Consider the following 25,563-nt stretch of genomic DNA (forward strand, 5'->3'; position numbering starts at 1 on the left):
GGACAGGCTGATAGAGCAGGAGATCAAGCATGGCCGAAGAAAGAAGAGAGATGCCTCCGAAATCGAAGCGCGGCCTGGGCCGCGGTTTGGGCGCCCTGTTTGAATCGGAGGCGGATCCCGGGCGCCGGGACGGGGGCCAGGCGGCTGACCTGGACATCAACCGGCTGGAGCCCAACCGGGACCAGCCCCGCCGAAGTTTTGACCCGGAGTCCCTGAAAGACCTGGCGGATTCCATCCGCGATCAGGGGGTCATCACCCCGCTGATCGTCACCCCTTCCGAAAGGCCGGATCACTACACCATCGTTGCCGGTGAACGCCGATGGCGCGCCGCCCGGATGGCCGGTTTGCGCAGCGTTCCCGCCATCGTGCGGGAGCTGACCAGGGAGGATGTCCAGCGCCAGGCCCTGATCGACAATGTAGTCCGCCAGGACCTGAATGCCCTGGAAGAAGCTCAAGCCTACGATCGGCTGATTAAGGAATTCGGGATGACGCAGGAAACTCTGGCTTCAGCACTGGGGCGAAGCAGGCCTGCCATCGCCAATACGCTCCGGCTGCTCAACCTGCCCGACAGCCTCCAGGATCTGATCCGTACAGGCGGTCTGTCGCCCGGCCACGCGAGAGCCATCCTGGCCTTGACGGATGCAGACCAGCAAAACAAGGCAGCGGCCGAGGTGCTGGCCAGACAGCTCAGCGTCCGCGACACGGAAAGACTTGTCCAGGGCCTCAAGGAGCCGCCGCCCAGGAAAAAGCCTTCAGCAAGGGCCGACACCCAGGAAAGGCTTCACATCCGCACGGTCGAAGAAAATCTGCGGCGGGCGCTTGCCGCCCGTGTCACCCTGGAAGGCGGAACCGAACAAGGGAAAATTGTCATCCGTTTTCACAACGCCGACGAGCGCGAACGGTTAATTGACCAGCTCCTGCGCTCGGGGGCGTGATTGCCCGCGAAAGGTTCCGGCCCATGACGACCCTGCTCGAGAAGAAAGAGCGCCAGGAAGAGCTGTATCAGCGGCTGATTGCCTTTCTGCTCCCGGTCATCGCCTTTTATTTCGGTTTTGTGGCACACGGTTTGTGGCCTTTTGGCAACAAGCATTTGCTGGCTTACGACCTTTACCACCAATATGCCCCCTTCCTCCTGGAACTGAAAAGAAAAATCCTGTCCGGTGACGGCTTGTTCTTTTCCTGGAGCGGCGGGCTGGGCGTCAATTTCTACAGCTTCTTCACCTATTACACGGCAAGTCCCTTCAACATTGTGACCCTCCTCTTCCCTGACACCTTCATCACGGAGGCCGTCACTTTGCTGACGTTGCTGAAGCTCGGTTTTTCGAGCCTCTTTTTTCGGGAATTCCTGACGCGTTCTTTCCGCAAAGATCCGTCAGCCTCAGTCCTTTCGGGTTTCTACGCTCTCTCTGCCTGGGTTTACGCCTACAGCTGGAACATCATGTGGCTGGATACCCTGGTCTTTTTCCCGCTGGCCTGTCTGGGCCTGGTCGAACTGGTCCGCGATCGAAGACCCCGGCGCTTTGTCCTGGCCCTGACCCTGATGCTCCTGACCAACTACTACACCGCTTTTTTCGCTTGCGTTTTTTTGTTCTTTTATTATTTCGTCCTGCGGTGCCAGTTCGCGCCGAAAAAACGAAGCCTGCTGGCCTCCCTGGCTGCCTTTGCCCGGTTCGCCGGTTACGCGTGTCTGTCGGCCCTCCTTGCCGCCATCACGCTTTGGCCGACAATTAAAGCCCTGGCCATCACATCAGCGGCCGGTGATGCCTTCCCCCGTGGCTTCGCCTTCGGGCAGTCAGCCCTTGACATGCTGGCTCGCATGACACCGCTGAGGGCTCCGCAGATCATGAGCGGCCTGCCCAATATCTTCGCGGGCCTTTTTGTCCTCCTGCTCATTCCCGCCTTTTTTGCAAACCGCAGGCGCCCTTTGCGTGTCCGCGTGGCCTACGGCCTCTTGCTGGGGTTTCTTCTCTTTTCATTCCAGTCGAAAACCCTGAGTTTCCTCTGGCACGGGGGCCATTATCCCAACTCCCTTGACTACCGCTACGCCTTTGTTTTTATCCTGCTGACCCTGGCCATGGCCTACCAGGCGATGGGGGACGATCTCACCCTTTCACGCGGAGCGGCTGTCACGTCGGCGGTGTCCGTATTTGTTCTCCTGCTTGCGGAGCAGCAATTCAAACAAAATGACACCCTGTCTCACTGGCGGCTCTGGGCCACCTCGCTCTTCCTGATCCTCTATCTGACGGTTTTTGCCCGGATGCGCCCCGTCCCAGGCGGCAGAGAGCGGGTGCCCGGACGGGGGGTTTTCTATATCATGTCGGGGCGCCATCAGCTCAGTCCCCGCCACAGGCTGGCCTCGCTGGCAGCATTGAAGCGAAAAAGAATTCCTGCTCCAGAACCAGCGACACGGACCGGCCTGCTCCGCTACCGCCGCGCGCAGTCCCTCCTCTTTCTTTTCCTGGTCGCCGAGCTGCTCTTTCAGGCTTTCACCGCCGCAGTGCTCTATCAGCAGGTCGCACCGCTCGGGGACCGGTCTTACTACCTTGACAATCATTACGCCAGAGAGGTGCTTCAGATGACTGCCGACCTGAAAGAAGCACACCGCGGCCAGCCCTGGCGTGCGGAAATACTGCCCGATACCTGTGTCAATGATCCTTTTCTCTTTGCTTCCAACGGCATGTCTCTTTTTGCTTCGCCTTTTCCACAGGCCTCAATCGATTTTTTTTCCGACCTGGGCTATCCGACCAATGGAGTCAACAGTTTCCAATACAAGGAATCAACCATCGTCATGGACAGCCTGCTGGGAATTGAGTACCTGATCGTCCGCCAGGACCGCATCTTCGATGACCGCACCAGGACCGAAATCAGCCGGGGCGAGGAAACGCGGCTTCTCCGGAATCACCATGTCCTGCCCTTCGGTTTTTTTGCGACACAGGAGGCGGCTTATCTGGATGAAGAATGGATGCCCGAAGAAGCGCCGGATGTCCAGAACCGATTGCTCTCCGCCTTGAGCGGATCCCCCGGTGCCCTGGCCATAGACTACTTCCGCCCCTGGGAAATGGAAGGCTGTTACGTCGAACAGGCGTATGAGCCTTCCACTTTCCGGGTCATACGGGAGGCAGGAGACGGTGACTGGGCCTTCCTGGTCTACGACGTGCCCCGGGACGGAATCTACTACATCTTCTGGGCCGATGAATCAGTCGGGATCAACTACAGCAACGGCTTCATCGGAGATCATGAGTTCTTCCAGCTGGGGGGCAGCAAAAAGGGGATTGGGGATGTCGGTTTCCTGGAAGCGGGAAGCGAGCTGCATTTTCGTGTCAGCATGCCCCTTGACAAAGCGATTGACGGCACCTTCCGCGCCTGTGTCGCCCGCCTGGATCAGGAAGCCTGGCGCGCAGCGCGCGACAGGCTGGCCTCTCACCCGCTGATCCTGGATCATTTCTCGACCAATTCCTTTTCGGGGGAAATAACAGCTCCCTCCAAGGGCTACCTCTTTCTGCCTACTACCGGCAATCCCGGCTGGACCTTCAGGGTTGACGGTTTGAAGACCCCTGGCCAAACCCTGCGGGGCAGTTTCATCCTCATTCCGCTGGAAGCGGGACCCCACACCATCAGTGCGCGGTTTGCCCCGCAAGGGTTTTTCGCGGGTTTGTCCGTATCCCTTGCCAGCCTTGCGGCCCTGGCCGGCACTGCCTTCTATCGGCGTTTGAGGAGGAGGGGCCGTCAAGGGCCAGGGCTGCGCCTTCGATGATGCTGGCCTGCCGTACAGACGCGCATCTCGTGTTATGATAAATCCAAATCTGCCATGATCGTGTGATACAGGAGTCAGCCATGGATACAATTGTCAAATATCGCTTCGACAGAGAAATGGTTACTTTCGTCAAAACCCTGGAAATCAAAACAGCCATGTTCGGTTACGACAAAAGTGACGTCTACGACAAGATCAAGGATCTGCTGGTCAAGGCTCGCGACGTCTGCGAAGATCTGGTCCGCGAGGCCTACCAGGAAGTCGACGCCCTGAAGGCAGAGCTGAGAGGGGCGGACACCGCTCCGGTCCTTCTGCAGGTTCATCATGCGGAAGAAGCCGGTCAGCCAAATGGCGAAGCGCCCGAAACGGAGATGTCGCCCGGGCCGGAACTAGCTGAAGGGCAAATTGAATTTGACAGCGGGGAAGAGATGGCGGAGGTTGTCGCACCGGAACCGGAAGGGGAAACGGCAGAGGAGGAATTGATCCGGCTGCGCAGGGTCAACCGCGAACTTCTTGAGCGCCTTGAAACCTTTTCGGAACGCGAGGAGCTGCTTAAGCGGGCACACGACATTGTGGCAGAAGCACGGCTTGAGCGCGCAGCCATCATCCACAACGCCCAATCGGAAGCCGAAGAAGAGCTGTTTTTATTCCGTGCCAAACAGCGCGAGGAGGAAAGCCTGTCCCGCAAGGAACTGGCGGATCTCAGCAAAAAAAAGGAAGCAATCGAGGCGACCTGCGACGCTTATCAGGCCTATGCCAAAGAGGGGCAAGATCTGTTTGAACAGCTGCAGGCCTACGTATTCCAGTTTAATCAGATTGAGGGACGGCTGAAAGAAGACGCTCCCGCCGACCTGCCCGAAACCATCGGGGACAAGCTGGACCCGCCCGTGCTGTCTGCCGACGGGAGTCTGTCCTGTACCGAAGAATCCATGCCCCTTTGTGAGATCGTTGATGAGGATCCCGAAGGGATATTCCGGGGACAGGACCTGACTGACGATCCGGCAGCCTATGAGAACGAGCCAGAAAAGCCGGATCTGGCAGCCGGATGCTCTGAACAAGACTCATCCGGTTTATGATGAAAGGCGGCTGCCAGCCATGGCCATTTGTGAGATGCGGGGGGTTGTCAAGCATTACAAACAAGTCACGGCTCTCAACAAGTTTGACATGGAGGTGAGGGAAGGCGAAATACTGGGTCTTCTCGGCCCCAACGGGTCAGGCAAGACCACGGCCATCAACTGCCTTCTGGGTCTGCTCAAGTACGACGGAGGGGAAATCACCGTTTTGGACCAGGCTCCCGCCAGCCGTGACCCCGGTCTCAAACGGAGGATTGGTCTTGTTCCAAGTGACCTGGCCTATTTCGAAGAGCTTTCTGTCATCGACAATATCTCATACTTTGCCGGCCTTTACGAGACGAACAAGCGTGAACAAAAGCGGATGACCGGCTATGCGGTCGATTTTGCGGGGCTTGGCAAGTACCGGAAGTTTCCAGCCAAAAAGCTTTCGGGCGGCTTGAAGCGGCGCCTCAATATTGCCTGTGGCATCGTCCACAGCCCCGAATTCCTTGTCCTGGACGAGCCGACTCTGGCTTTAGACGCACAAAGCCGAAAATACGTTCTGAATGGAGTCCGCGAGCTTAACCGCCAGGGGACGACAGTACTTTACACCACCCACTACCTGGAGGAGGCCCAGGAGCTATGCGACCGTATTGTCATCATAGATGAAGGCCACAATATGGCAACCGGCACCCTGCCGGAGCTGATCGGCCTGATTGACGCGGAGGAATCAGTTCACATCGAACTGCCTTGCGGGGAAAAGGAAGCAGAACTCCTCGAACGGGTCCGCTCACTTGACGGAGTTGTTGACCTTTTCGCACACAACGGAAGAGTCACCGTCAAACTGGCGCCTCCCGGCCATCACCTGGCGGCTCTGATTGAATCGTTGCGGCTATGGGATATCGCTTATTCCACCATTTCCAGCGAACTGCCGACGCTCAACGAGGTCTTTTTGTCACTGACCGGCAAGGCATTGCGTGAATAAAATTTAGAAGCCAATGGGACAGTTTGGATCGCACCTTAAACTCCTGGGGAAAATGACCCTGAAAAACAAAAGTTCGCTTTTTTGGGTCTTTGTCTATCCGCTTCTCCTGGTCACCATGATGTCCATCGCCTTCCGCGGTGCCGGCATGAAACTCCAACCCATCCCCGTGGCCGCTGAACAGGGCTTTTACTACACGGTATTTCTCGAGAACATTGATATGCTGGACTTGACGGTCATGGATTCCCATGAAGCAGAAAAAGCCTTGCGCGAAGGGAAGGTGGCCGGGTATTTTCGTGCGGACGGTGTGCTCATCATCCGGGAAGACAGCTCCGAATCCAGGATTCTGGGCGAAATCGGGGATGAACTGAAGCGGGCCGCTGCCGCCGGCCGGCAGGGCATCAACCCCGACTTCTCGACACAGTATGTCAGTATCGCTGAACAGGAAGCCGATCTTCTTTTTGACATCCTCTCCATGACAGTCGCCATGTTTACGCTCTACGCCTATTTTTCAGGCATCGGCATGATTGACCTGCTGCAGGCCAATCTGTCTCCTCTGGCCGCCCGCCTGTCCACCACGCCGCTCTCCCGGCTGTCTTTTCTGACAGCCGGCACCCTGATCAACACCTGTCTGTCTTTTCTGGAGATGATCCTTGTGGCCCTCTATCTGAAATTCATCTGGGGAATCAACTTTCTGTCGGACCTGCCAAGAACCCTCCTCCTCTTTCTTGCTGCCTGTTTCTTTGGAGTTGCCGTCGGTCTTTTCGTGGGTTCGTCCAATAAGTTGTCGACCAAGGCCAAAATTCCGCTGGGTATTTCCATCATGTTGGTTCTCGGAGCTTTCGGAGGCATGATGGGCGCCGAACTCAGGCTCTATTTGGACCGCCACCTGCCCTGGCTGAATCGCGGCAACCCCGTCAATTTGATCGGCAGGCTGCTCTACCGGCTGAACGCCCTTTCTTCGACCAGGGAATACACGGCGGGCATTCTGATCCTTGTTTTTGGAGCCCTGGTGCTCTCCCTCTCTTCACTGCTCTTTTTGCAAAGAAGGCAGTTTAAGAGTCTGTGAGGCCGGGATGAGTACTTTTCGAGCCTATCTCGCCCTGCTGCGTAAATACTGGCTGATCATCCTTGCCTTCACCTCGATCTTTTTGATCCTGGTCTTCGCACAGGGAGGCCGGGCGGCGGACGAAGACAAAAGCTTCAGCCGCGGACATATGAATGCCGCGGTTTCGATCCCGGCCGGCGGGCACGGGGCGGGGGAAGCGTTCGCCCTGTGGCTTGAACAGGCGGGCCACGCGGTCAAAATCCTCGCATTTTCACAGGAAGAAGCACAGGAGGCCGTCTTTCTTCATCAGTACGATGCGGTTTTTCTTTTTGAGCCCGGGCTGACAGCTCCACAGGCGGTAAGCGACCGGACCTCCGGACAGGGCTATTTCGCCCTGTCGGTTGCTGAAACCTATTTCCGCTATCTTGACGCTTTTCAGGGCCAGGGCAGACCCTATGATCCCCAGGCATTTCACAGTGTCCTGGCAGAGAAAGCCGAGGTCCTGTTTCAGGAAAGCGGGCGCGGCCGGACCGTGGATGGCGTGCGGGTGGCCTTTTTCTCGGCCCTGGGTTATGTGCTGCTCCTAATGTCATTGACCCTGGTTCCCCTGGTCAATCAGGCTTTTTTTGAAGCGGGCGTCCGCTCCCGGTCAAACCTCTCGCCCTATCCCCCGCGCTTGCGGGCCGTCGCCATACTCCTGGGATCCGGCCTGATCGTTTTTGGCACGGCAGCCGTACTATTTCTTGCCACTCTGCCGATTTCGATGACGCTTTTCAGCCCCGGTCAGGCGGGAGGAATCCTGCTTAATCTTTCCATCTTTTCCCTGGCCGTTCTGGCCTTAAGCTACCTGGTCTCCAGCCTGATCCGCAATAAGGTGGCCATTACCGCGGTGAGTACAGTCCTGTCTCTGGGCATGGCTTTTTTATCGGGCGCTTTTGTCCCTCAGTCCATGCTGGGGCAAACCGCGCTTGGCATCGGCAGGTGCTTTCCTCTCTATTATTTTATTCACGCCAATTACCGGGTCAATACCGTGGGCGCCATGGCAGGGGACCTGCTCATTCAGCTCGGTTTTGCTGCGGGGTATTTTCTGGCGGCGCTCCTGGCTGCCCGGCTGGCCAGACGGGCCCGCCGGCAGTTTCTGTGGGGGAACTAGATTTCTTTTCCAATTCTCCTTTTAAGCAAGAGGGATAAGAAGAGGAGCAGGGCCAGCAGGGCCAGGATCCCAAGGAAAACAAGGGTGATTGTCTGAACAGCTCCACCCGGCTTTGGTTCTCCGGGCACTTTCTCGTTTTTTCCGGTTTCGCCTTCTTTGCTTTCATCGGGAGGGCGGGGGTCCTCGCCGATTCCCGTGATAACAAAGTCTCCCTCAGGCAGCTGGTCTGACAAGGCGCTGTAGAGAGCGGCATGATCAGCCAGATGCCCTCCCGGGAGATCAGCACCCGTCGTACAAAGGATAAAAGTAAGACCCCGGATCTCCTTGAAGGAGGCCAGGCAGTACCCTGACTCTTTTAGCTGGCCCGTCTTGCCGCCATCAATGGGAGAGCTGTCGATGCCCGAGATCTCACTGTAGTAGGAGAGATAATGGCGCAAGGTGATGCCCTGGGGATGCTGGCGGGTCGGTTGCGTTGTATAGCGCCGCGCCATCAGAACCTCGTGCAAAAAAGGGTTTTCCAGGGTCCTGGCAAGCAGGACGGCCACATCTTCCGCTGTTCCGTAATTGCCTGCATCAAAGAGGCCGGTCGGGTTGGCATAAGAGCTGTCCGAAAGACCAAGCGTTTTTGCCTTTTCATTCATGAGAAGGAGAAATTCATCTGCGCTGCCCGCAGCCACCCGGGCCAGTGTATTGGCTGCATCGCAGCCGGAACCGATCAGAAGGCCATAAAACAGGTCGCGGAAGGAGACGGATTCTCCGTCCTGAAAGCCGGCAACCGAAGCATTGAGTGTCTGGAGGCCATCCAGATCCACGGCCCGGACAGGGACCCGGTCATCCAGGGTCCGGCCTTTGGCCTCCATAAGCTCATAAGCCAGATAAGCGGTCATGATCTTGGTCAGCGATGCTGTATAGACTTTTTCTCTGTGCCGGAATTGAAGGAGATCGGATCGCTTGCCGTCTTGGTAAACAAGCAGGCAGGCCGTGCGCGATTGGAGCGCATCGAGGCTGAAACGGAAGGCTTTGCCGTCGATGAGCCCCGTCAGCAACTCATCATGTGCCGCCCTGGCCTCTGCAGGCTGGAAAAGAAGAGGAAGGAGCAAGAGCACCAGCGCCCAAATCAGAAGTTTTCGCCGTGTGTCTTGATGTTTCATGAAGTCAATCGCTCCAGAAAACGCACAGCCACAGGCAGCGCGGGGAGGTGTAGGTGACGCGGTGGCGCCGGTGCGCTTCAATCAGCAGATAGTCGCCCCCCTTCAACCGTACCTGTTCATGATCATCGACAAAAAGGATCTCTGCTTCACCTTCAAGCAAAAGAACCCATTCGTGTTCATCCTGATCGCAGAGATCTCCTGCCTGGCCTGACGAGCAGATCCGTTCAATGCGGATCCGGCCCGGCTCAATCAAGGGTCCGGAAAATTCTCTTGCTGAATCGAAGTGCAGATTTTCATAAAGGTTGTGAATTTCCATGGTTTCCTTAGCATAACAGGAGATGATGAACACCGGAACAACTATTGGTAAAATGACAGCAAGAAGCGAGGTGCGTCATGCAGGGTCATCCGATCGAATACCGTCCCATACGTCACGGCAGCCCGGATTATTTGCAGACGCTCCGCCTGCGAGATGAAACCCTGCGCAGACCTTGGGGCCATTCCATCGAGGAAGATGATTTGTCAGGTGAAGGGCAGGATCTGATTTACGGCGCCTTTGACGGGGACCGGCTTGTAGGGATGGCCATTCTCCAAAATGACGGAACACCCTATAACCGTCTGCGCTACATGGCGGTTGACGCCCGCTATCGGGGGCAGGGCATCGGTGCCGCGATCGCCCGTGAGCTTGAGTCGCGATCCAGGATGGCAGGCAAAGCCGGTATTCGCTTGATGGCGCGTACACATGTCCTGAATTTTTATAAAAAATTGGGCTATGCGGTTGACGGGGCACCCTTTGTCCCGGATCATATTCCCGTGGAGCACGTGATGATGACTCTCCGCTTCGAATAAGGGCCGCCTGTCCGGCACACCCATTACGAATTGCACTTTTTTTGAACGGCAGCTTAAGTTTCATGCTATCTTGATTGGGTGAGTAAAGATTCCGGCCACTTGGATCTGCCGGAAAGAAGGATGTGATAGTGTGAACGCGGCCGTCTTACAGGACATGTTAATCGGAACCGCCGTCATCGGTGCATTTTTACTGATCGGAGCCTTTTTGAGGGCCAGGGTGCCGCTTTTTCGCCGCTGGCTCCTGCCGGCCTCCGTCATCGGCGGCATTGCCGGCCTGCTTTTGGGGCCGCCCATCTGGGGAGCCCGCGCGCCCCTTCCCTTCCCTGATGAATGGATGGCCCTCTGGGAAGCGCTCCCGGTCGTCCTGATCGTTCCCGTCTTTTCCGCGGCCCCGCTCGGGAGTTCCATGGATCCGGCGAAAAAACGTCGCCGGCTCCGTGACATGGCGCCTATTGTCCTTTTAATGACCGGCATTTTCGCCTTAGGCGGCAGCATTCAGTACATTCTCGGCTATGGGGTCAACCTGGCCATCACAGCTGTCAGGCCGGAGACTGGCTTGTACCGAACCTTTGGCTACGAGCTGCCCCAGGGCTTTGCCGGCGGCCATGGTACGGCGACGGCTGTCGGGAGCATCCTGAAGGACTTTGGCCTGCCCTGGTGGCAGACCTCCCAGGGCGTCGCCCTGACCATGGCAACCATTGGCCTGATCGGCGGCATGTTGCTTGGCATCTATTTCATCAACCGGGCCTCCCGCAAGGGCGAAACTCAGCTCTTGGGCAATGCCAGTGTCATCCCCAAAGAAACGCTTCAAGGTTATACGACCGATATCGGCAAGCAGAGGAGCCTGGGGCGGGAAACGACGGCAGGTTCCTCCATCGAGACCATCACCGTTCACCTGACCCTGATGCTGATCGCCTCCGGTCTGGCCTATCTGCTCTCGGGCCGGATGCGGGTCTGGCTGCCCAGTGTCTTTCTGCCCGTCTGGTTTTACGCCCTTCTCATCATGTATGCCATTAACTTCGTGCTCCTGAAGCTGAAACTGAACTGGCTGATCGATACCAAAGTCAAAGCCAGGATTACGGGTACCCTCTCGGATTTCGCCATCACGGCAGCCATCATGACCCTGCCCTTCCGGGCCGTGTCCGCTTACATCGTTCCCATCATTATCATGAGTGTCATCGGTTTCGCCGGAACCTACCTGGTGACCTTCCCGCTTTACCGTAAAACTTTCCGCGGGGATTTTCCCTTCGAGCGCGCCATCATGAGCTGGGGAGTCAACACGGGGGTCATGATTACGGGCATGACCCTGTTGAAAATTACTGATCCGGAGTATGAATCACCTGTATTGAACGATTTTTCCATGGGCTTTGCCTTGATGAGCCTTTTCTCCCTGGTGATCAGCCCCATTGACTACAACTTTATCGCCCGCGGTTCGACCCTGGCCAACTTTTTCTGGAATTCGGGGGTAGGGCTCTTCTATGCGGCCATCGCTTTTATCGGCTGCCGCATGACACGCCGGCCACTTAAGGCGAAAAAAGGGTGAGGTGATGCCCTGTGCGCATTGACAGCCATGTTCACGTCACCCCGCCGGATATCATTGAAAACTGGGAGAAGATCGCTGACAAAGAGCCCTATTTCAAGCTTCTGAGTGAAAGTCCCGTCAACCGATTTGCAACAGCGGAACAAGTCGTTGAGGCCATGGACAAAGATGGCTTTGACAGGGCTGTCATTTTTGGTTTTAGTTTTCGGGACATGGGGCTCTGCCGCTACGTCAATGATTATGTCATTGAAAAAGCCAGGGTCCATTCCGGCCGGCTGATCGGCTTTTCCACCCTGGTTCCTCAGCACCCGGAGGCCGAAAGAGAACTGGTCCGCACCTTCGAGGCAGGATTGCAGGGCGTCGGCGAACTCTTCCCCGAAGGTCAGCGCTTTGCCCTGGAATCGCCCCGCCAAATGGAAGCCCTGGGCCTCACCTACACCGGTCTCGGTATTCCCGTCATGCTTCACGTCAACGAACCGGTCGGCCACCCTTACGCAGGCAAGACCGGGACAAAACTTGCACAGGCGGTTGCCTTTGCCAAAAATTTCCCCCAACTGAAGATCATCCTCGCGCATTGGGGAGGCGGCCTGTATTTCTACGAACTGATGAAAGAGGTCCGCCAGGATCTGGCCAATGTTTACTACGATACGGCCGCTTCGGTTTTCCTTTACGGCTACCAGATCTATGATGTCGTCAAGGCGCTGGGCTTGACCCGCAAAATCCTCTTTGGAAGCGATTTCCCCCTGCTGCCGCCTCAGCGTTACATGAGCGATCTTGGAAAAAGCGGTCTTACCGCCCAGGAAAAGCAGGACATCCTGGGAGAAAACACCCGGCGGTTGCTGTCGCTTTAATCAAGCCACGGGCAGGGCAAGCGGATCGGCGGGATTTGTGCCGCCCATCAGGACCTCTCTGTTGTATGATCTTGACAGGGAGAAGATGATGAAGGGGAGGTGGAGCCGGTGGAACAGCAAGCAAAAGGCAGTGTTTTCATCCTGATTGGCTCGATTTTATGGATTATCAGCGCCGGCCTTGGCGTTCTGGCGGGTCTTGCCTGGATCACTGTGGGCAGTCTGCTCATGAAGGTACTGGGTATCCTCATCAGCGATGCAGGGAAGATGCCTGATTTATCGAATCTTCTCCTGTCTTTCGGCTTGATCATCGGATTCGGTATCATCGCCTATTTTTCCCTGATCATTGTCTTCGCAGCCATGTGCCTGAGGCGGAGGGATGATCCATTGCGGTCAACTTTTCCCCTGGTGATCGGGATCATCTTTACATTAATGGCGCTGCCGTCACTGGCTTCCCCCCTCTGGCACGTCTCCCTCATCTCCGCCGTCATGCCCGGCCTCATCCTGACCGGGGCCATCCTGAACAGGCAGCAAGTGCGTTCAGCCGCCTGGCCGCCATCCGGCCCTCCGAGGCAGATACAGCCTCCGGGGGCGGACCGCCCATAAAGCCGGAAGAAGAACAAGAGGACAGGAAGTGTTGACACCATGAAACCAGGGAGGTAAAAAGATGAACAAACCACAGGGAACTCTCTTCATTTCAATCGGATCGGCGGGACTGGCCGTGTTAGGCGGGCTCGGTATCCTGATCAGCCCTTTCGTAATCACTCTGACCGCCTTGGCCGGTTCCCTGCTTCGAGGGCTGGATCCGGTGATCGCCAAGTGGCTTAAGGAGGGCGCCTACCCGATCGGCACTGTCCTTGGAAGAGTGATAGGCGGCGCCGGTGTGATGGTGGGCATACTGATGCTGCTGTTTTCGTCCCTGCAGCTCACCTGCGGCATTTTGACCTGGAAGCGCAAAGACGATGTGACCAAGTACTCTTTCGCGCTGGCCATGGGGATTGCCTTTGCCATCACGTCATTGGCGCTGGGCTTGACTGCACCGGGCCTGATCCAGCTTGCCCTGTCGGTGCTCCTCATCGTCGGGGCAACGCTCAACCGTCAGCAGACAGCCAATCCGTCTGCAGCAGAAGATGCTGCAGGATAAGTGCCTGCTTTCCATCCCCGGCCATGTCCGGCGGTTGATCGATCTCTTGAATGGCGCCGGTTTTTCCTGCTTCGTTGTTGGCGGCTACCTGCGTGATCTGATCCTGCAACGGCCAACCCACGATTACGACCTCGCCACTTCCGCGACCCCTGAAGAAGTGGCAGCAGTTATGTCGGATTACCGGACCCTTCCGACCGGACTGGTTCACGGAACACTGACCGTGATTTCCGAAGGTGAGCGGGTCGAGATCACCACCTTCCGCAAGGAGGGCAACTACTCGGATTTTCGCCACCCTGACCAGGTTTGGTTTACTGAATCCATTGAGGAGGATTTGGCCAGAAGGGACTTCACCATCAATGCCATGGCCTGGCATCCCCGCCAGGGTCTGATCGATCCCTGGGGCGGCAGGAAGGATCTCGAGAAGCGCCTGATCCGTGCCGTGGGCATCGCGGGAAAGCGATTCGAGGAAGACGCGCTGAGGATTTTCCGCGCGCTTCGTTTCAGCTCCGAGCTTCGTTTTGAGATCGAGGGTGTTACCCGGCATGCCATGGAGAAGGCCAGCCCGTTGCTGCGGCATGTTGCCCCGGAGCGGTTGAGGCTGGAACTGGAACGGATGCTCACGGGGGTCAATCTGGCCGCCGTCCTGGAAGATCATGCCTCCACTCTCGCTGTGGCTTTCCCCGCACTTGAATCGCTTCGCGGGGCACAGGCAGGAGAAAAAGAGTCTCTTTATCAGATTGCCGTCAGGCGCACGGCAGGGGTTTCCCCCGATCCCGTCAAGCGGCTGGTGGCCCTCTTCTATGATCTTGAGGAGGTGTCCTGCGCAGATTCAGCGGCCACCGTGGCCCAGGCCTTGCGCTTCAGCCGGGATGATCTTGCGAAAATTCAATTGCTGTCAGCATCCAAGGCGGTGGAGATCAGTGAAGATCTGCGGAGCATCTGGCGGCTTCTTCATGGCTGGGGGGAGATTGGTTTTTTCGATGTGATGGAATTGCTGCTGGCTGACACCCGCGCCCGGCATCCCCGGGATAGCTTGCGGGAGTCAGTCCTTGAGAGGGTTAAGCAGAGTGCTGCGGAACTGGTCGCTGGCGGGCGCAATCTCAGTCTGGCCGATCTGGCTGTCGATGGCAGGGATTTGATTGCGCTGGGTTACCGGGGACCGGCCATTGGCCGGGGCCTGGAATTGCTGTTGGAGGCCGTATGTGTTGAAGGGGTCGAGAACCGCAAGACCGTTCTGCTCAGGGAATTGGATCGGTTTGGCGCAGAAATACAAGCGTGATTCCGTCCTCATCCGTAATAGCCAGCCAGTCTCCGTCCAAATCGTAGCTCATCTTAAGGGTGAAAGCATTTGCTCCGGCCCTCCTTACGGTCATGCTCAGATTGCCTCCAGGGCTTGAGGTGTAACTGATGGTCGCGTCGGCAGGAGCCGGGGTGATTACAAGTTGCCGGTCTTTCCGAAAAATGATTTGCATGGGGGGTTCGAAAGCCGTACCGTCGGCATCGATGAGCTGCCAGGTACCGAGAAGCTCCTGGTTGATGCCGCAGGCAGCAACAAGAACGAGCAGAAGGAAGAGCAGTGTGACCAGCCCGATCCGGTGCCTGTGGGGGCAGGAGTGCGCCATCAGAGTCATGCTTTTACCACCTGTATCGCCATCCATCATAACATGAGCCGCAAGATGTGATTTGCTCGTGAGATGTCATCAATTTGTAACAAAATACACTACATTTAGTAGCATGCTGAATAGCAGCATACTATATAGTGTATTCCAAAGGGACCGCGCTTTCTTGTTGAAACAGCCGGTCAGCAGGAAACGGAAAGAGGCAGGGTGTTGGCATGAGTGTGTTGTCGCCGTTTATTAAACGTCATTTTACCAAGGTTCTGGAAAAAGAAGGGGGCGAGGTCTTTGACCTCTTCCGCTGGAAGACCTGTGATGTCCTGCTCAAGGACCATAAAACGGGCCGGATCCTGACCGATTTGAAGGGACTTGAATTCCCCGAATCCTATTCACAGCAGGCCTGTGATATCATCGCCTCCAAGTATTTCCGCAAAGCAGGGGTTCCGGGTGAGCCGGGCCATGAAACATCCATGAGACAGCTGGCTGACCGCATGGTTGCCTTCTGGGTCGGATCTCTGGTCGATGAGGGGATGATCGATCCGGGCAGTGAGGCTGAAATCCTTTACGATGAGCTTATTTATGCCATTCTGGCGCAGATGTTCGCCCCCAATTCCCCCCAATGGTTCAATACGGGCCTTAAGCTGAAGTACGGAATCAGCGGCGGTCAAAGTGAGCTCTATTATTATGACGAGGAAAGAGGGCAGGTCGTCATGAGCGAAGACGACTACACCCGGACCCAGGCGTCAGCCTGCTTCATTCTTTCCATCGAGGACAAGCTGCTTGGCCCTCATTCCATTACGGAGGGCTACGTATCAGAAACCAAACTCTTCAAGGGCGGTTCAGGTACCGGCACCAACTTTTCGGCCATCCGGGCAGAAGGTGAGGCCTTGTCGGGCGGAGGCCATTCATCCGGCCTCATGAGTTTTCTAAAAGGCCTTGACCGCAACGCCGGGGCTATCAAATCTGGCGGTACCACCAGGCGGGCGGCCAAGATGGTCTGCCTGGACATCGATCACCCGGAAATTGAGGATTTTATCACTTGGAAGGCGCGCGAGGAAGACAAGGTGATCGCGCTGGCAAAAATGGGCTATGATGCGGACATCGATGGGGAGGCCTACCAGACCGTCTCAGGCCAGAATTCAAATAATTCCGTTCGATTCAGCGATGAATTCATGCGCAAAGTCGCGGAACTTGACCAGCAACCTCAGGCGACCATCCGCCTTAAAGGGCGGCGCGATTCCAGTGTCGACCGGGATGTCTCCGTCCGCCATTTGTGGGAGATCTTCAACCAGTCGGCCTGGCGTTGCGCCGACCCCGCCCCCCAGTTCGATGACACCTTCAATGCCTGGCATACCTGCCCGGCCGGGGAAGATGGCGACCCCACCGCCAAGCACAACCGGATCAACTCGACAAATCCATGCGGCGAATATGCCTTCCTCGACGACACCAGCTGCAATTTGGCCTCCATGAATGTCATGCGCTTCTATGACCCGCAAACGCGCATTTTTGATGTCGACAGCTACCTCCACCTGATTGCCATCGCCCAGTTGGCCCTGGAAGCGTCCATTCACTGGGGGCAATTCCCTACACCAGCCATCGCACGTAAAACATGGGCTTTTCGGGCGACCGGCCTGGGCCTGGCCAACCTGGCCTCTTTATTTATGAGTGCCGGCCTGCCCTACGATTCCGCCGAAGCCCGTACCATAGGCGGGGCCCTGGCCGGGATCCTGACCGGCCAAAGTTATGCGGTGTCGGCTGTGATGGCGCAACAGCTGTCACCCTTCGTCCATTACCAAAAAAACCGCGACTACATGCTGCGTGTCATCCGCAACCACAGCCGGGCGGCGGGTGTTCGGACGGATGAACCGGAAGCCATCAGTTACCGGCTCCCCGCTGTTGATCACGGGATCCTCGAGCGCACCGGCTTCGGTCAACTCTCCGGAGCGCTGAAAGAAACCTGGACCAAGGCTGAGCAATGGGGGGAGGCGCACGGGTACCGCAATGCCCAGGTCTCAGTCATGGCGCCCACCGGCACCATCTCCTTCGCCATGGACTGCGCGGCGACCAGTATTGAACCTTTCTTTTCCCATGTGGTCTACAAGAAACTCTCCGGCGGAGGTTTCATGAAACTGGTCAATCCGGTAGTCGAACAAGGGCTGGCCGCCCGGGGCTACACCAGGGAGGAAAGTGAAGCCATCGTCGGCTACATCATGCGGCAGGGCGACGATGGCATGATTCTTGACGGCAAGATTGAGGGTGCGCCCTTTTTGAAAGAAGAAGACCTGGCTGTTTTCGACACGGCCAATCAGTGTGGCACGGGTGAACGGTATATTGCCTGGCAGGGTCATGTCGGCATGGTTGCGGCCATCACGCCTCTGATCTCGGGCGCTGTGTCAAAAACGGTCAATCTTCCCAACGAAGCCACCGTCCAGGATTTTGCCGATGTCGTTTTTACCTCCTGGACCCAGGGGATCAAGGGGATCACGCTTTACCGTGACGGCTCCAAGTACGCGCAGCCTCTGAACATCAGCCTGGCAGGGGTCGAGCATCAGGATCTTCCGCTTGAAGACCTGACCTATCATGATTTGCTCCATGTGGCCCGGAAGACTCAAGAGGAACTCGATGAATGCAATGAAAAACTGGATCGCGGTGAGTGGGTCCACGGGCGGGTAAAACCTTTCGGGATCCGGTCGGGCACCACCCACCCTGCCCAGATCGAGGACGTCAAGGTCTACATCACCGTCAACCGGGATGAAGAAGGTCTGATCACGGAAATCTTTATGACAACTGACCGTGAGGGCACATTGATCACGGGGCTTCTGAATTCGCTGTCAAAAACCATTTCCGTCATGCTCCAGTACGGGATCAAACCCGAAGCCATTTCAAAGATGCTGCGCGGCCAGAAATATGAACCCTACGGCTTCGTGCAGCGGCATCCCTACATCAAATACTGCACCTCCGTGTCCGATCTGATCAGCAAGGTGCTCGACATCGAGGCAGGGGATTACACCCGCGTCCAGGTCAAGCCAAAAGAGTGGTTGGAAGGCCAAACAGCAGGCGAAGGCGAACCCGCCAGGCAACAGGTCAGTATGGACGAGTTTATCCATGAAAAGGCGCGTGAGGCGAGCAGGACAGGCCAGCGGCTCTACGATGGGTCGGTATGTCCCAATTGCTCGGGTACCCGGATGGTTAAAAATGGAACCTGCAAAGTGTGCCTCGACTGTGGTGAAACAACAGGATGCTCCTAGAGCGTCGGGACCCCCGGTCTTTTTCGGGGATCTGCCCTAAGAATTCTCATTTCTTGGTATAATTAGACGGAAACCGCTCTCGCGATTGGATTGAAAGATGCTGTCTCAACAATCCGCTGAATTTGGCGAACCGCCGGGAGGAAAAAATCATGAAATTCTGTCAGCAGTGTGGTACGGAATTACCCGCGAACGCCGGTTTCTGCCCACAATGCGGTTACCGGGTCGCACCCGCACCCGCAGAGGAAGAACCCCTTCAGTTTCCGGCAAGTGAGGAGCATAAGGGGCCCAGCGAGCCCATTCTGCCTGAATCCCCCTCCCCGGAATCAAAAGAACCGGACCTGGTTGGGGGTCCACCGCCCCCGCTCCATTACGCGGCGCCTCCGCCGCCCCCGCAACAAGCGGTTCCGCCTTTCCCGTACGGAGCACCGTCTCAGGCGCCGCCCCCCTATTATGGAGCGCCTCAAGCGCCCCATCCGGCTCAGCCTTATCCCCCCTATGCTTATGGAATACCCCCTGCAGCGCCGAAGCGCAAGAGCCGCTGGTACATCCCGGTCATCATCATTGTTGTCTTTCTGGGACTGCTGGCAGCTGCCTGGTTTGTTTTCGGTGATCAGATCCGGAACCTGTTTGTTTCTCCGGAAAAGAGGTGGGCTCAAGCTGATCAAGCTTCCAAGTTGATTCCGGAAGACTCTCTTTTGGCTCCCTTGAAGGAGACAATGAAGGAGACTGTCGAAAAGAACAGATTCGGCTCAAAGATCGACCTGACCTTCGACATCAAGGCAGATGATCTCCCCGATGAGATGGCAGAGATGTTGACGCTCATGTCGGGCCTGCGGCTCCACCTGGACTACAAGGTCGATATGAGTGGGGATGATGCACGCTATCGCACCCGCCTCGGTCTTGGCAAACGGGATGATGCCGGGGAAGCGCTGGCCGTTGAATTCTACAACGTGGACGAATCATACGTTATCTCGGTACCGGGGATTTTGCAAAAACCGCTTGTCATCCCCCAAAGCCGTATGGGAGAGATGACAGAAGGTTTCAATATGGTTGACCTGCCGGTCAATCCGGGCGATTTGTTAGGTATGACCGGCATGCGCGACAAGCTGACCATCATGACCGGTGACCAATTCGACAAGCTCGCCGCCGATCTGAAGGCAATATTCAGCCGCTTCGCAGGAAAGCCGGACTTTGTCAAAGGGGAGACCCTTACCATTGGAGGGGTCAGTCAGACGCTCGACTATTTCGAACTCACCGTACCTTCCGACCGCTTTGCAGACATGGCCAAAGAAATACTGGCTTACCTTCGGGACAACCGTGATCTGGAAAAGTTGTTGACAGGCATGAAACAAACGGTTCCTCTCCCGGGTTTTGAGGACAGCGGGGAAGGTGTCTACGACCAATTCCTGGAAGCCATTGAGGATATGATCGATGACATTGAGGAGAGTCCGGATCAATTTGAAATCCAGGCCAAGCGCAGACTTTACGTCGACAAGAAAAATAAACCTGTCGGTGAAGTGCTGACTTTAACCAAGCTTGAAGAGGGAACTCCTGAGACGGTTACCTTATCCAATCTCAGGGTTTCGGAAGGAAACAAGCACGCGAACCGCTTTTTCCTTGAGGCCCCCGATCAGTTCAGCCTCGACTTTTTGACCACCTTCGTTCTGGAAGGTGACCGGCGTACGGGAGAATTTTCGGTAAAAGCCAGCGAGCTGAATAGCTACAACACGTCACCGCCCAAAGAAGTGTTAAAGGGAACCTTCAGTGACTTTGGCTGGGAAAAATCGGGAGACACCATTTACCCTGTCGGAAAAATATCCCTCGAGTTTGTTGGTCTTGACCAGCTTCAGGAGGACGCTCCTGAAAATGTGAAATTGAGTTATCAGGGCAAAGTCGAATCCGGCCGGCTGACCGCCCAGGTGGAACTCCAGCTGATCATTCAGGACATGCCTTTTTCGCTTACGGTGGGCATCAATCACCAGAATCTTTCCGGCGAAGAGGTCGTTTTCAAAAACAAAATGCCGGATGATTATGTTGACATGACAGACGAAAGCGCCTTGATGGAGCTCATGGAAGATGAAAGCGTAATGGAAGCTTTCACCGAAGCCCTTGAGAAACTCGGAATTGATCCCGATCTGCTGGGGGGCGGATTCAATGACGATTGGGATGACTGGGACGACGGGGACTGAATTGGATGCCGGCCGGAGCATAGGAGTGGAGAAATCAAGTTCATACGCCCCGGGTCTCACGGTTCAGAACCTGGGAAAAGCGTGGACAAATCAAAAGACGCTCTGTGATGTGAGCTTTGAACAAGCCGAAGGAACGATTTTCGGGATTGCGGGAGATAACGGCGCAGGCAAGAGCACTCTTTTGAAAATCCTTGCCTCTGTTCTCTCACGAGATAAGGGCGAGGTGGTATTCCGGGGAATTTCACTGGATGACCTCGCCCGCTGGCGCCCCATGATTGGGTATGTTCCCCAGGAATTAGCGCTTGACGACAGGTTCAGTGTCCGGGAGACCCTTGCCTTCTGGGCAGCCGCGCGCGGCTTCTCACGTGAAGGGCGCCTCCGTTTTCTGGAAATCGCGGTAACGGATCCTCTCATATCCGGATTTCTGGGGAAACCCATCCGGGAGTGTTCAAGCGGGATGGCCCGCCGTGTCAGCCTTATCATTGGACTTCTGGGCGATCCGCTGCTCCTGCTCCTTGACGAACCCTTCGCGGGGACGGATCAAGACAGCCGGGAACTGATCCTGGACCGGCTGGCCCTGCTTCGTTCCCGCGGTCGAACCATCCTCATCTCAGGCCACGAACAGGAGCTCCTGGGTCAGCTTTGTGACCGTGTGCTCCTCCTGCGCGATGGTGAAGTGGCCATGGCCGAGGCTGATCCGGCCTGAAGGGACGCGGTTGAGAAATCGGGAGTTTCGGACGATGGGCGTTTCCCTCAAGCGGCATGCCATATGGGTTCTTTTGAAGCGTGAGCTGTCCGCTGCACGGACGGGTCTGCTGGTGACCGCAGTGGTGATGCTGCTTTTTGCGCTGGCCCTGACGAGTCTGCTGCGCATTTCCACCGACGCCGGGAAACAAGCTCCCGCAACGCTCCGGATTGAAGCCTCCATCATTGATGAAGACCACAGCATACTGGGCAGCATGGTTGCCATCTATTTCGAAAATATCAAGTTCGTCCGCAGGATTTACCGTGATGATCTGCTCCAGGCCATGAAACGTCTCAAGGCAGGTGAAATCTTGTGCGCCATCTATCTTCCCCCCGGTTTCATGTCGGAATCAGCAGCTGGTTCACCCAAGCAATCAGTCGAGATCTGGTTCAATCCGGGGATGCAGCCGGAGGCTTACCAGATCGGTCTTACCTTCAACCAACATGCAGGGGCCCTCGACTTCCTTTACAGCAACGTATTTGGCTATCAGAATCTGTACGTTGAACTGGGCGGCGATGAGGATCTGTCCTGGGAGAAAACCTCTCGTCAAGCCTTGAATGTGGTGGCGGCCTACCTGGATCGGAATCGTTTCACCGCGGACGGCGACCTTTTCGAAGTCCATGCCCTGACCCACGCCTTGTCCGGTGTGCTCGTCATTCTCTCAATTCTGCCATCCGTCGGTGTCCTTGCCTCGACCATCAGGAGCCGGGCTACTTCCCATGAAGACCGGTTACTTATCGCCTGTGGCTATGGTCCCCTTATGATCGTACGTCTGCTGGCCGGCCTGGTGTGGTGGGCACTTCTCATCCTGCCGATCCTTTTAGCCCTGAGAGCCGGCGGGATTGCCAGGTCTGCCTTCATGATGTCTCTTCTCTTGTTCTCGGCTTACCTGGTGAGCGCTTTAGTCATGCTGGCTCTTGGCAGAATCAAGGCGCCCGGCCTGACCCTGCTTCAAGCCGGTTGGCTGGTGATCCTCCTTTTGATCGTATCAGGCGGTGCCATTTACCCCGTGTCTCTTTTCCCCCTACCTCTTACCCGGGCCGCCTCCTACACGCCGTTATATCCTGTGATGCAGGCAGTTTACCGGGCTCTTGGCGAAAACGTCATCCTGACTTCCCGTGAACTGTTTCCTCAACTGCGATCGCTGGTGCCGGCCTCGGTGATCGCCCTGACTTTTGGCAGGAGGCGCCTGTGAGAAATCTGGTTCTCATGACCGGCTTGAAGCTGAAGCTTCTCCTGCGCAGACCCCTGATGCTGGCGATCTGCTTGATCCTTCCGGTTCTCCTGTCACTGCTGGCCGGTACCACCCTGGTCCGCAATGACCTGACGGAGCTCAGGGCAGCCTATGTCGATCTGGCGGAGAACAGAGAAAGCCGCCGATTGATCACGCTGCTTGAAAAAAGCGGACTTGGCTGGAAACGGGTGGATCGGGCATCTATTTCCAGGGCCATTGAACTGAACCAGCTGGATGGTGTCGTGATTATTCCATTGAATTTCGGTGACCGGGGTGCGGCGCTTCACTTGGACGACGTCTATGCCTGTGAATTTATCGCGGGGAAGAACAGCCTGGCCGAGGAATTGATTCGCGAGAACTACCAAATTTGCGCCCTGGCCCTGTCCACCGTTGCCAAACTGGAAAAAGACCTTTTTTCGCTTACCGGCTCGTCCGGACTGACGACATTGGACATGAGCCGCCTGCTGGAAGCCAGTACTGAAGAAGTTCGCCGCAATGGAACCCGGCTGACGATCAACTTTCACAACTTGGAAATGGGAGATGCCCTTCCGGTACTGGATATTCCCGACGTGGCGGTGGAGGTCCTGTTTCTTTCCGTGTTCTCCTTGCTTGGCAGCTTGCTTCTGGCGGACGCAGAAACGCGAAGGCGTATGCGGTCACTGCCCGGAGGTTTGCGAAGAGACTACCTGGCTTCATTGGCGGCATTGACCCTGTCGGGTGCACTACAGCTTGGATCCATGGTAGGGCTGACCTTGTTGCTGATGCCGCAGGTTTCCAGGCCGGCCAATTATCTGCCGGTCATGGCGGTACTGTTTTTGCTCATGCTGGCTTACGGTCAGTTTGTGGCGCTCTTGCCGGCTGACCGGCGCTTTGTGCCCGCTTCCCTGGTTCTCTTCGCCTTGCTGTTAACCGGCGGCGGGCTGATTCGCCTTCCAAGCCTATGGATGCAATCGGTAGGTCAGTTTACACCCCATGGCTGGGCGCTCACCAGACTTGCCGGCCAGGATACAGCGGTCGGCCTGATTCCCGCGGCATCCATCGGTGTCCTGCTGCTCTTCATTGCCTATATTGCGCAAAAGAAAAGTGATTATCTTTCCGCCTGAGAGCGGAGGCGCCGCTCCTGTGTAGAATAAGAACTGATTCTTACAGACGAAAGGAGTCCTGGATGAACCAGAAAGACTATGTGGACCGGATCCGGGAGCAGCTTGGCCTGATCCATTTGTATTGCGGCGATGGCAAGGGCAAAACAACCGCCTCGGTGGGACTGGCCGTAAGGGCCAAAGGCAGCGGTCTTCGCGTCCTTTTCGTCCAATTTCTCAAGAGCAGGCAATCCGGTGAACTGGGTCCTCTTCGCGACTTGGGCATTGAGGTGGTGTCCGGGCAACCGTCCGGCAAGTTCGTTTTCCAGATGGATGAGGAAGAAAAGGCGGCCAACCGCATTTTTCATCGGCAGCGCCTGGCCGATGCCGTGGAACGGAGCCGGGCAGGAATCGATCTCCTGGTCCTTGACGAAATCCTGGGAGCAATTTCAACGGGCATGATCGATGAAGAGGAGCTTATCTCTTTCCTCAGGACAAAACCACCTCATCTTGAGCTTGTCCTCACGGGGCGCGACCCTTCAGAGAAATTGATCGAATGTGCCGACTACATATCGGAAGTGGTCATGATCAAGCACCCCTACGAGCATTCGAAGATGCCCGCCAGACCGGGGATCGAGTATTAGCCGGAAAGGAGAGTCCATGCGCAAGTTGCACGAAACCATTCTGGTTATCGATACAGGCGGCGGTCTGGGGCGAACCTTGGTTCATGCCATCCGGGACCGGCATGTCTATGCTGAACTGATTTCACCGCGTCGTTTCCTGGAGGCTGAGCTTCATCTTCCCACCCTTTGCGGCTTGGTTGTCACAGGGCGGGACAGAGAAGCTGCCCTGGATTCACTGCATAAAAAACTGGGTTCACAGAAGATCCCTTTTCTCGCGCTGGGGGAGGAATCCCTTTGTGCGGCGGGCAAGGAATCCCTTGACAGCATTCTTTCCCGCTTTCTTTTTGACAGCTGCGGATGTGCCGGAGACTGGACCATTGAGCGCTACATCGATGAAACCATGGAACAAATCCGCGAAAGAGCGGGCGGCAAGCGCGTCATCTGCGGCCTGTCAGGCGGTGTCGACTCTTCGGTTGCTGCCCTCCTGGTTCACCGCGCCTTGGGCGACCGGCTGACCTGCGTTTTTATCGACCATGGCTTCATGCGCAAGGGTGAGCCCGAAATGGTTCGAGCGATGTTTACCAGTCAATTCAGGATTCCGCTTGTTTTTGTTGATGCCGCAGAACGCTTCCTGGAAAGTGTGGCAGGCGTCCTGGAGCCCGAGGCCAAGCGCAAGCGGATCGGTGAAGAGTTTATCCGGATCTTCGAGCAGGAGGCGGAGAAAATGGGTGCAGCCTTCCTGGTTCAAGGCACCATCTATCCTGATGTGATCGAGAGCGGCGAGGACGGCCAGATTGTCAAAAGCCACCACAATGTGGGCGGCCTCCCCGAGCAGATTCAGTTTGAGGGCTTGATCGAACCGCTTCGTTTTCTGTTTAAGGAAGAGGTACGCGAAGTTGGCCGTGCGCTCGGCCTGCCGGCTGCCATGGTCGACCGCCAGCCTTTTCCCGGACCCGGCCTGGCCATCCGCTGCCTGGGCGGGATTACAAAGGAAAAGCTGGATATCCTGCGGGAAGCTGATGCCATTTTCTGCGAGGAAGTTGAAAGGCATGGTTTCCGCGACCGGGTGTCCCAGTATTTCGCTGTCATGACAGGCCTGCAGTCAGTCGGCCTGATCGATGGCCGCCGCACCTATGACTTCACCATTGCCTTGAGGGCGGTGAAAACAGATGATTTCATGGCAGCCATGCCGGCTGAGTTTCCCTGGGAATTTTTGCAGCATGTCGCCGGCCGCATTACCGGGGAAGTCTCTCATGTCAGCCGCGTGGTTTACGAGCTGACCGGCAAACCGCCCGCGACCATTGAATGGGAGTA

At 56.5% G+C, this 25,563-nt stretch carries 22 protein-coding genes; 19 read left to right on the plus strand and 3 right to left on the minus strand.

Annotation, left to right across the window (positions count from 1 at the left end):
• Window positions 1-29: 29 nt before the first annotated feature.
• The 6 genes from GX839_04390 (at window position 30) to GX839_04415 (ending at window position 7,986) form a co-directional block, all read left to right on the plus strand.
• On the plus strand, window positions 30-935 hold the full coding sequence (locus GX839_04390; protein ID NLB04696.1) for a ParB/RepB/Spo0J family partition protein: 906 nt from the start codon (window positions 30-32) through the stop codon (window positions 933-935).
• Window positions 932-3,754 (plus strand): YfhO family protein, encoded by a 2,823-nt coding sequence (locus GX839_04395; GenBank protein NLB04697.1) that lies wholly within the window; start codon window positions 932-934, stop codon window positions 3,752-3,754. Before GX839_04390 ends, GX839_04395 begins: the two co-directional genes overlap by 4 nt.
• 80 nt (window positions 3,755-3,834) lie before the next feature.
• The gene (locus GX839_04400) at window positions 3,835-4,827 is read left to right on the plus strand and encodes a hypothetical protein (GenBank protein ID NLB04698.1); all 993 of its coding nucleotides are present in this window, start codon (window positions 3,835-3,837) and stop codon (window positions 4,825-4,827) included.
• Window positions 4,828-4,846: 19 nt separating this feature from the next.
• Window positions 4,847-5,788 carry an ABC transporter ATP-binding protein gene (locus GX839_04405; protein ID NLB04699.1) on the plus strand — a complete coding sequence of 314 codons (942 nt, stop codon included), beginning with the start codon at window positions 4,847-4,849 and terminating at the stop codon, window positions 5,786-5,788.
• Between the two features lie 52 nt (window positions 5,789-5,840).
• Window positions 5,841-6,854: an ABC transporter permease gene (locus tag GX839_04410; GenBank protein NLB04700.1), complete on the plus strand. Its 1,014-nt coding sequence runs from the start codon at window positions 5,841-5,843 to the stop codon at window positions 6,852-6,854.
• A 7-nt stretch (window positions 6,855-6,861) separates the two neighbouring features.
• Window positions 6,862-7,986 carry an ABC transporter permease gene (locus GX839_04415; GenBank protein ID NLB04701.1) on the plus strand — a complete coding sequence of 375 codons (1,125 nt, stop codon included), beginning with the start codon at window positions 6,862-6,864 and terminating at the stop codon, window positions 7,984-7,986.
• Here the strand turns inward: GX839_04415 and GX839_04420 are convergent.
• Together GX839_04420 and GX839_04425 are read right to left on the minus strand one after the other, a co-directional pair.
• Window positions 7,983-9,137: a D-alanyl-D-alanine carboxypeptidase gene (locus GX839_04420; protein ID NLB04702.1), complete on the minus strand. Its 1,155-nt coding sequence runs from the start codon at window positions 9,135-9,137 to the stop codon at window positions 7,983-7,985. The two genes, GX839_04415 and GX839_04420, sit on opposite strands and share 4 nt — an antisense overlap.
• A gap of 4 nt (window positions 9,138-9,141) precedes the next feature.
• Window positions 9,142-9,453 (minus strand): cupin domain-containing protein, encoded by a 312-nt coding sequence (locus GX839_04425; GenBank protein ID NLB04703.1) that lies wholly within the window; start codon window positions 9,451-9,453, stop codon window positions 9,142-9,144.
• 77 nt (window positions 9,454-9,530) lie between these two features.
• Between GX839_04425 and GX839_04430 the strand changes: the two genes are divergently transcribed.
• From GX839_04430 to GX839_04455, 6 genes are all read left to right on the plus strand, one after another.
• On the plus strand, window positions 9,531-9,983 hold the full coding sequence (locus tag GX839_04430; protein NLB04704.1) for a GNAT family N-acetyltransferase: 453 nt from the start codon (window positions 9,531-9,533) through the stop codon (window positions 9,981-9,983).
• A gap of 130 nt (window positions 9,984-10,113) precedes the next feature.
• Window positions 10,114-11,526 (plus strand): sodium:glutamate symporter, encoded by a 1,413-nt coding sequence (locus tag GX839_04435; protein NLB04705.1) that lies wholly within the window; start codon window positions 10,114-10,116, stop codon window positions 11,524-11,526.
• A gap of 11 nt (window positions 11,527-11,537) precedes the next feature.
• Window positions 11,538-12,374 (plus strand): amidohydrolase family protein, encoded by an 837-nt coding sequence (locus GX839_04440; protein NLB04706.1) that lies wholly within the window; start codon window positions 11,538-11,540, stop codon window positions 12,372-12,374.
• Between the two features lie 108 nt (window positions 12,375-12,482).
• The gene (locus GX839_04445; GenBank protein NLB04707.1) at window positions 12,483-12,977 is read left to right on the plus strand and encodes a hypothetical protein; all 495 of its coding nucleotides are present in this window, start codon (window positions 12,483-12,485) and stop codon (window positions 12,975-12,977) included.
• A gap of 61 nt (window positions 12,978-13,038) precedes the next feature.
• Complete coding sequence (locus tag GX839_04450; GenBank protein ID NLB04708.1) at window positions 13,039-13,515, plus strand: hypothetical protein; 477 nt, start codon at window positions 13,039-13,041, stop codon at window positions 13,513-13,515.
• Window positions 13,502-14,794: a hypothetical protein gene (locus GX839_04455; protein NLB04709.1), complete on the plus strand. Its 1,293-nt coding sequence runs from the start codon at window positions 13,502-13,504 to the stop codon at window positions 14,792-14,794. The genes GX839_04450 and GX839_04455 overlap by 14 nt, the downstream gene beginning before the upstream one ends.
• Here the strand turns inward: GX839_04455 and GX839_04460 are convergent.
• Window positions 14,754-15,146 carry a hypothetical protein gene (locus GX839_04460; protein NLB04710.1) on the minus strand — a complete coding sequence of 131 codons (393 nt, stop codon included), beginning with the start codon at window positions 15,144-15,146 and terminating at the stop codon, window positions 14,754-14,756. The two genes, GX839_04455 and GX839_04460, sit on opposite strands and share 41 nt — an antisense overlap.
• Before the next feature lie 203 nt (window positions 15,147-15,349).
• Here GX839_04460 and GX839_04465 point away from each other — a divergent pair, with 203 nt between their 5' ends.
• The 7 genes from GX839_04465 to guaA form a co-directional block, all read left to right on the plus strand.
• Window positions 15,350-18,379, plus strand: coding sequence for a vitamin B12-dependent ribonucleotide reductase (locus GX839_04465; protein ID NLB04711.1), 3,030 nt, complete (start codon window positions 15,350-15,352; stop codon window positions 18,377-18,379).
• Window positions 18,380-18,528: 149 nt separating this feature from the next.
• Complete coding sequence (locus GX839_04470) at window positions 18,529-20,568, plus strand: zinc-ribbon domain-containing protein (protein ID NLB04712.1); 2,040 nt, start codon at window positions 18,529-18,531, stop codon at window positions 20,566-20,568.
• A gap of 109 nt (window positions 20,569-20,677) precedes the next feature.
• Window positions 20,678-21,274: an ABC transporter ATP-binding protein gene (locus GX839_04475; protein ID NLB04713.1), complete on the plus strand. Its 597-nt coding sequence runs from the start codon at window positions 20,678-20,680 to the stop codon at window positions 21,272-21,274.
• A gap of 34 nt (window positions 21,275-21,308) precedes the next feature.
• Entirely contained in the window at window positions 21,309-22,508 is a 1,200-nt protein-coding gene (locus tag GX839_04480) for an ABC transporter permease (protein ID NLB04714.1), read from the plus strand.
• A complete protein-coding gene (locus GX839_04485) occupies window positions 22,505-23,650 on the plus strand; it encodes a hypothetical protein (protein NLB04715.1) in 1,146 nt (381 codons plus the stop codon). Before GX839_04480 ends, GX839_04485 begins: the two co-directional genes overlap by 4 nt.
• A gap of 62 nt (window positions 23,651-23,712) precedes the next feature.
• Window positions 23,713-24,270, plus strand: coding sequence for a cob(I)yrinic acid a,c-diamide adenosyltransferase (locus GX839_04490; protein ID NLB04716.1), 558 nt, complete (start codon window positions 23,713-23,715; stop codon window positions 24,268-24,270).
• 16 nt (window positions 24,271-24,286) lie between these two features.
• On the plus strand, window positions 24,287-25,563 hold a 1,277-nt coding region (gene guaA, locus GX839_04495; protein NLB04717.1), incomplete at its 3' end, for a glutamine-hydrolyzing GMP synthase.

The organism is Fastidiosipila sp. (assembly GCA_012511175.1).
GTDB lineage: Bacteria > Bacillota > Clostridia > Saccharofermentanales > DTU023 > UBA4923.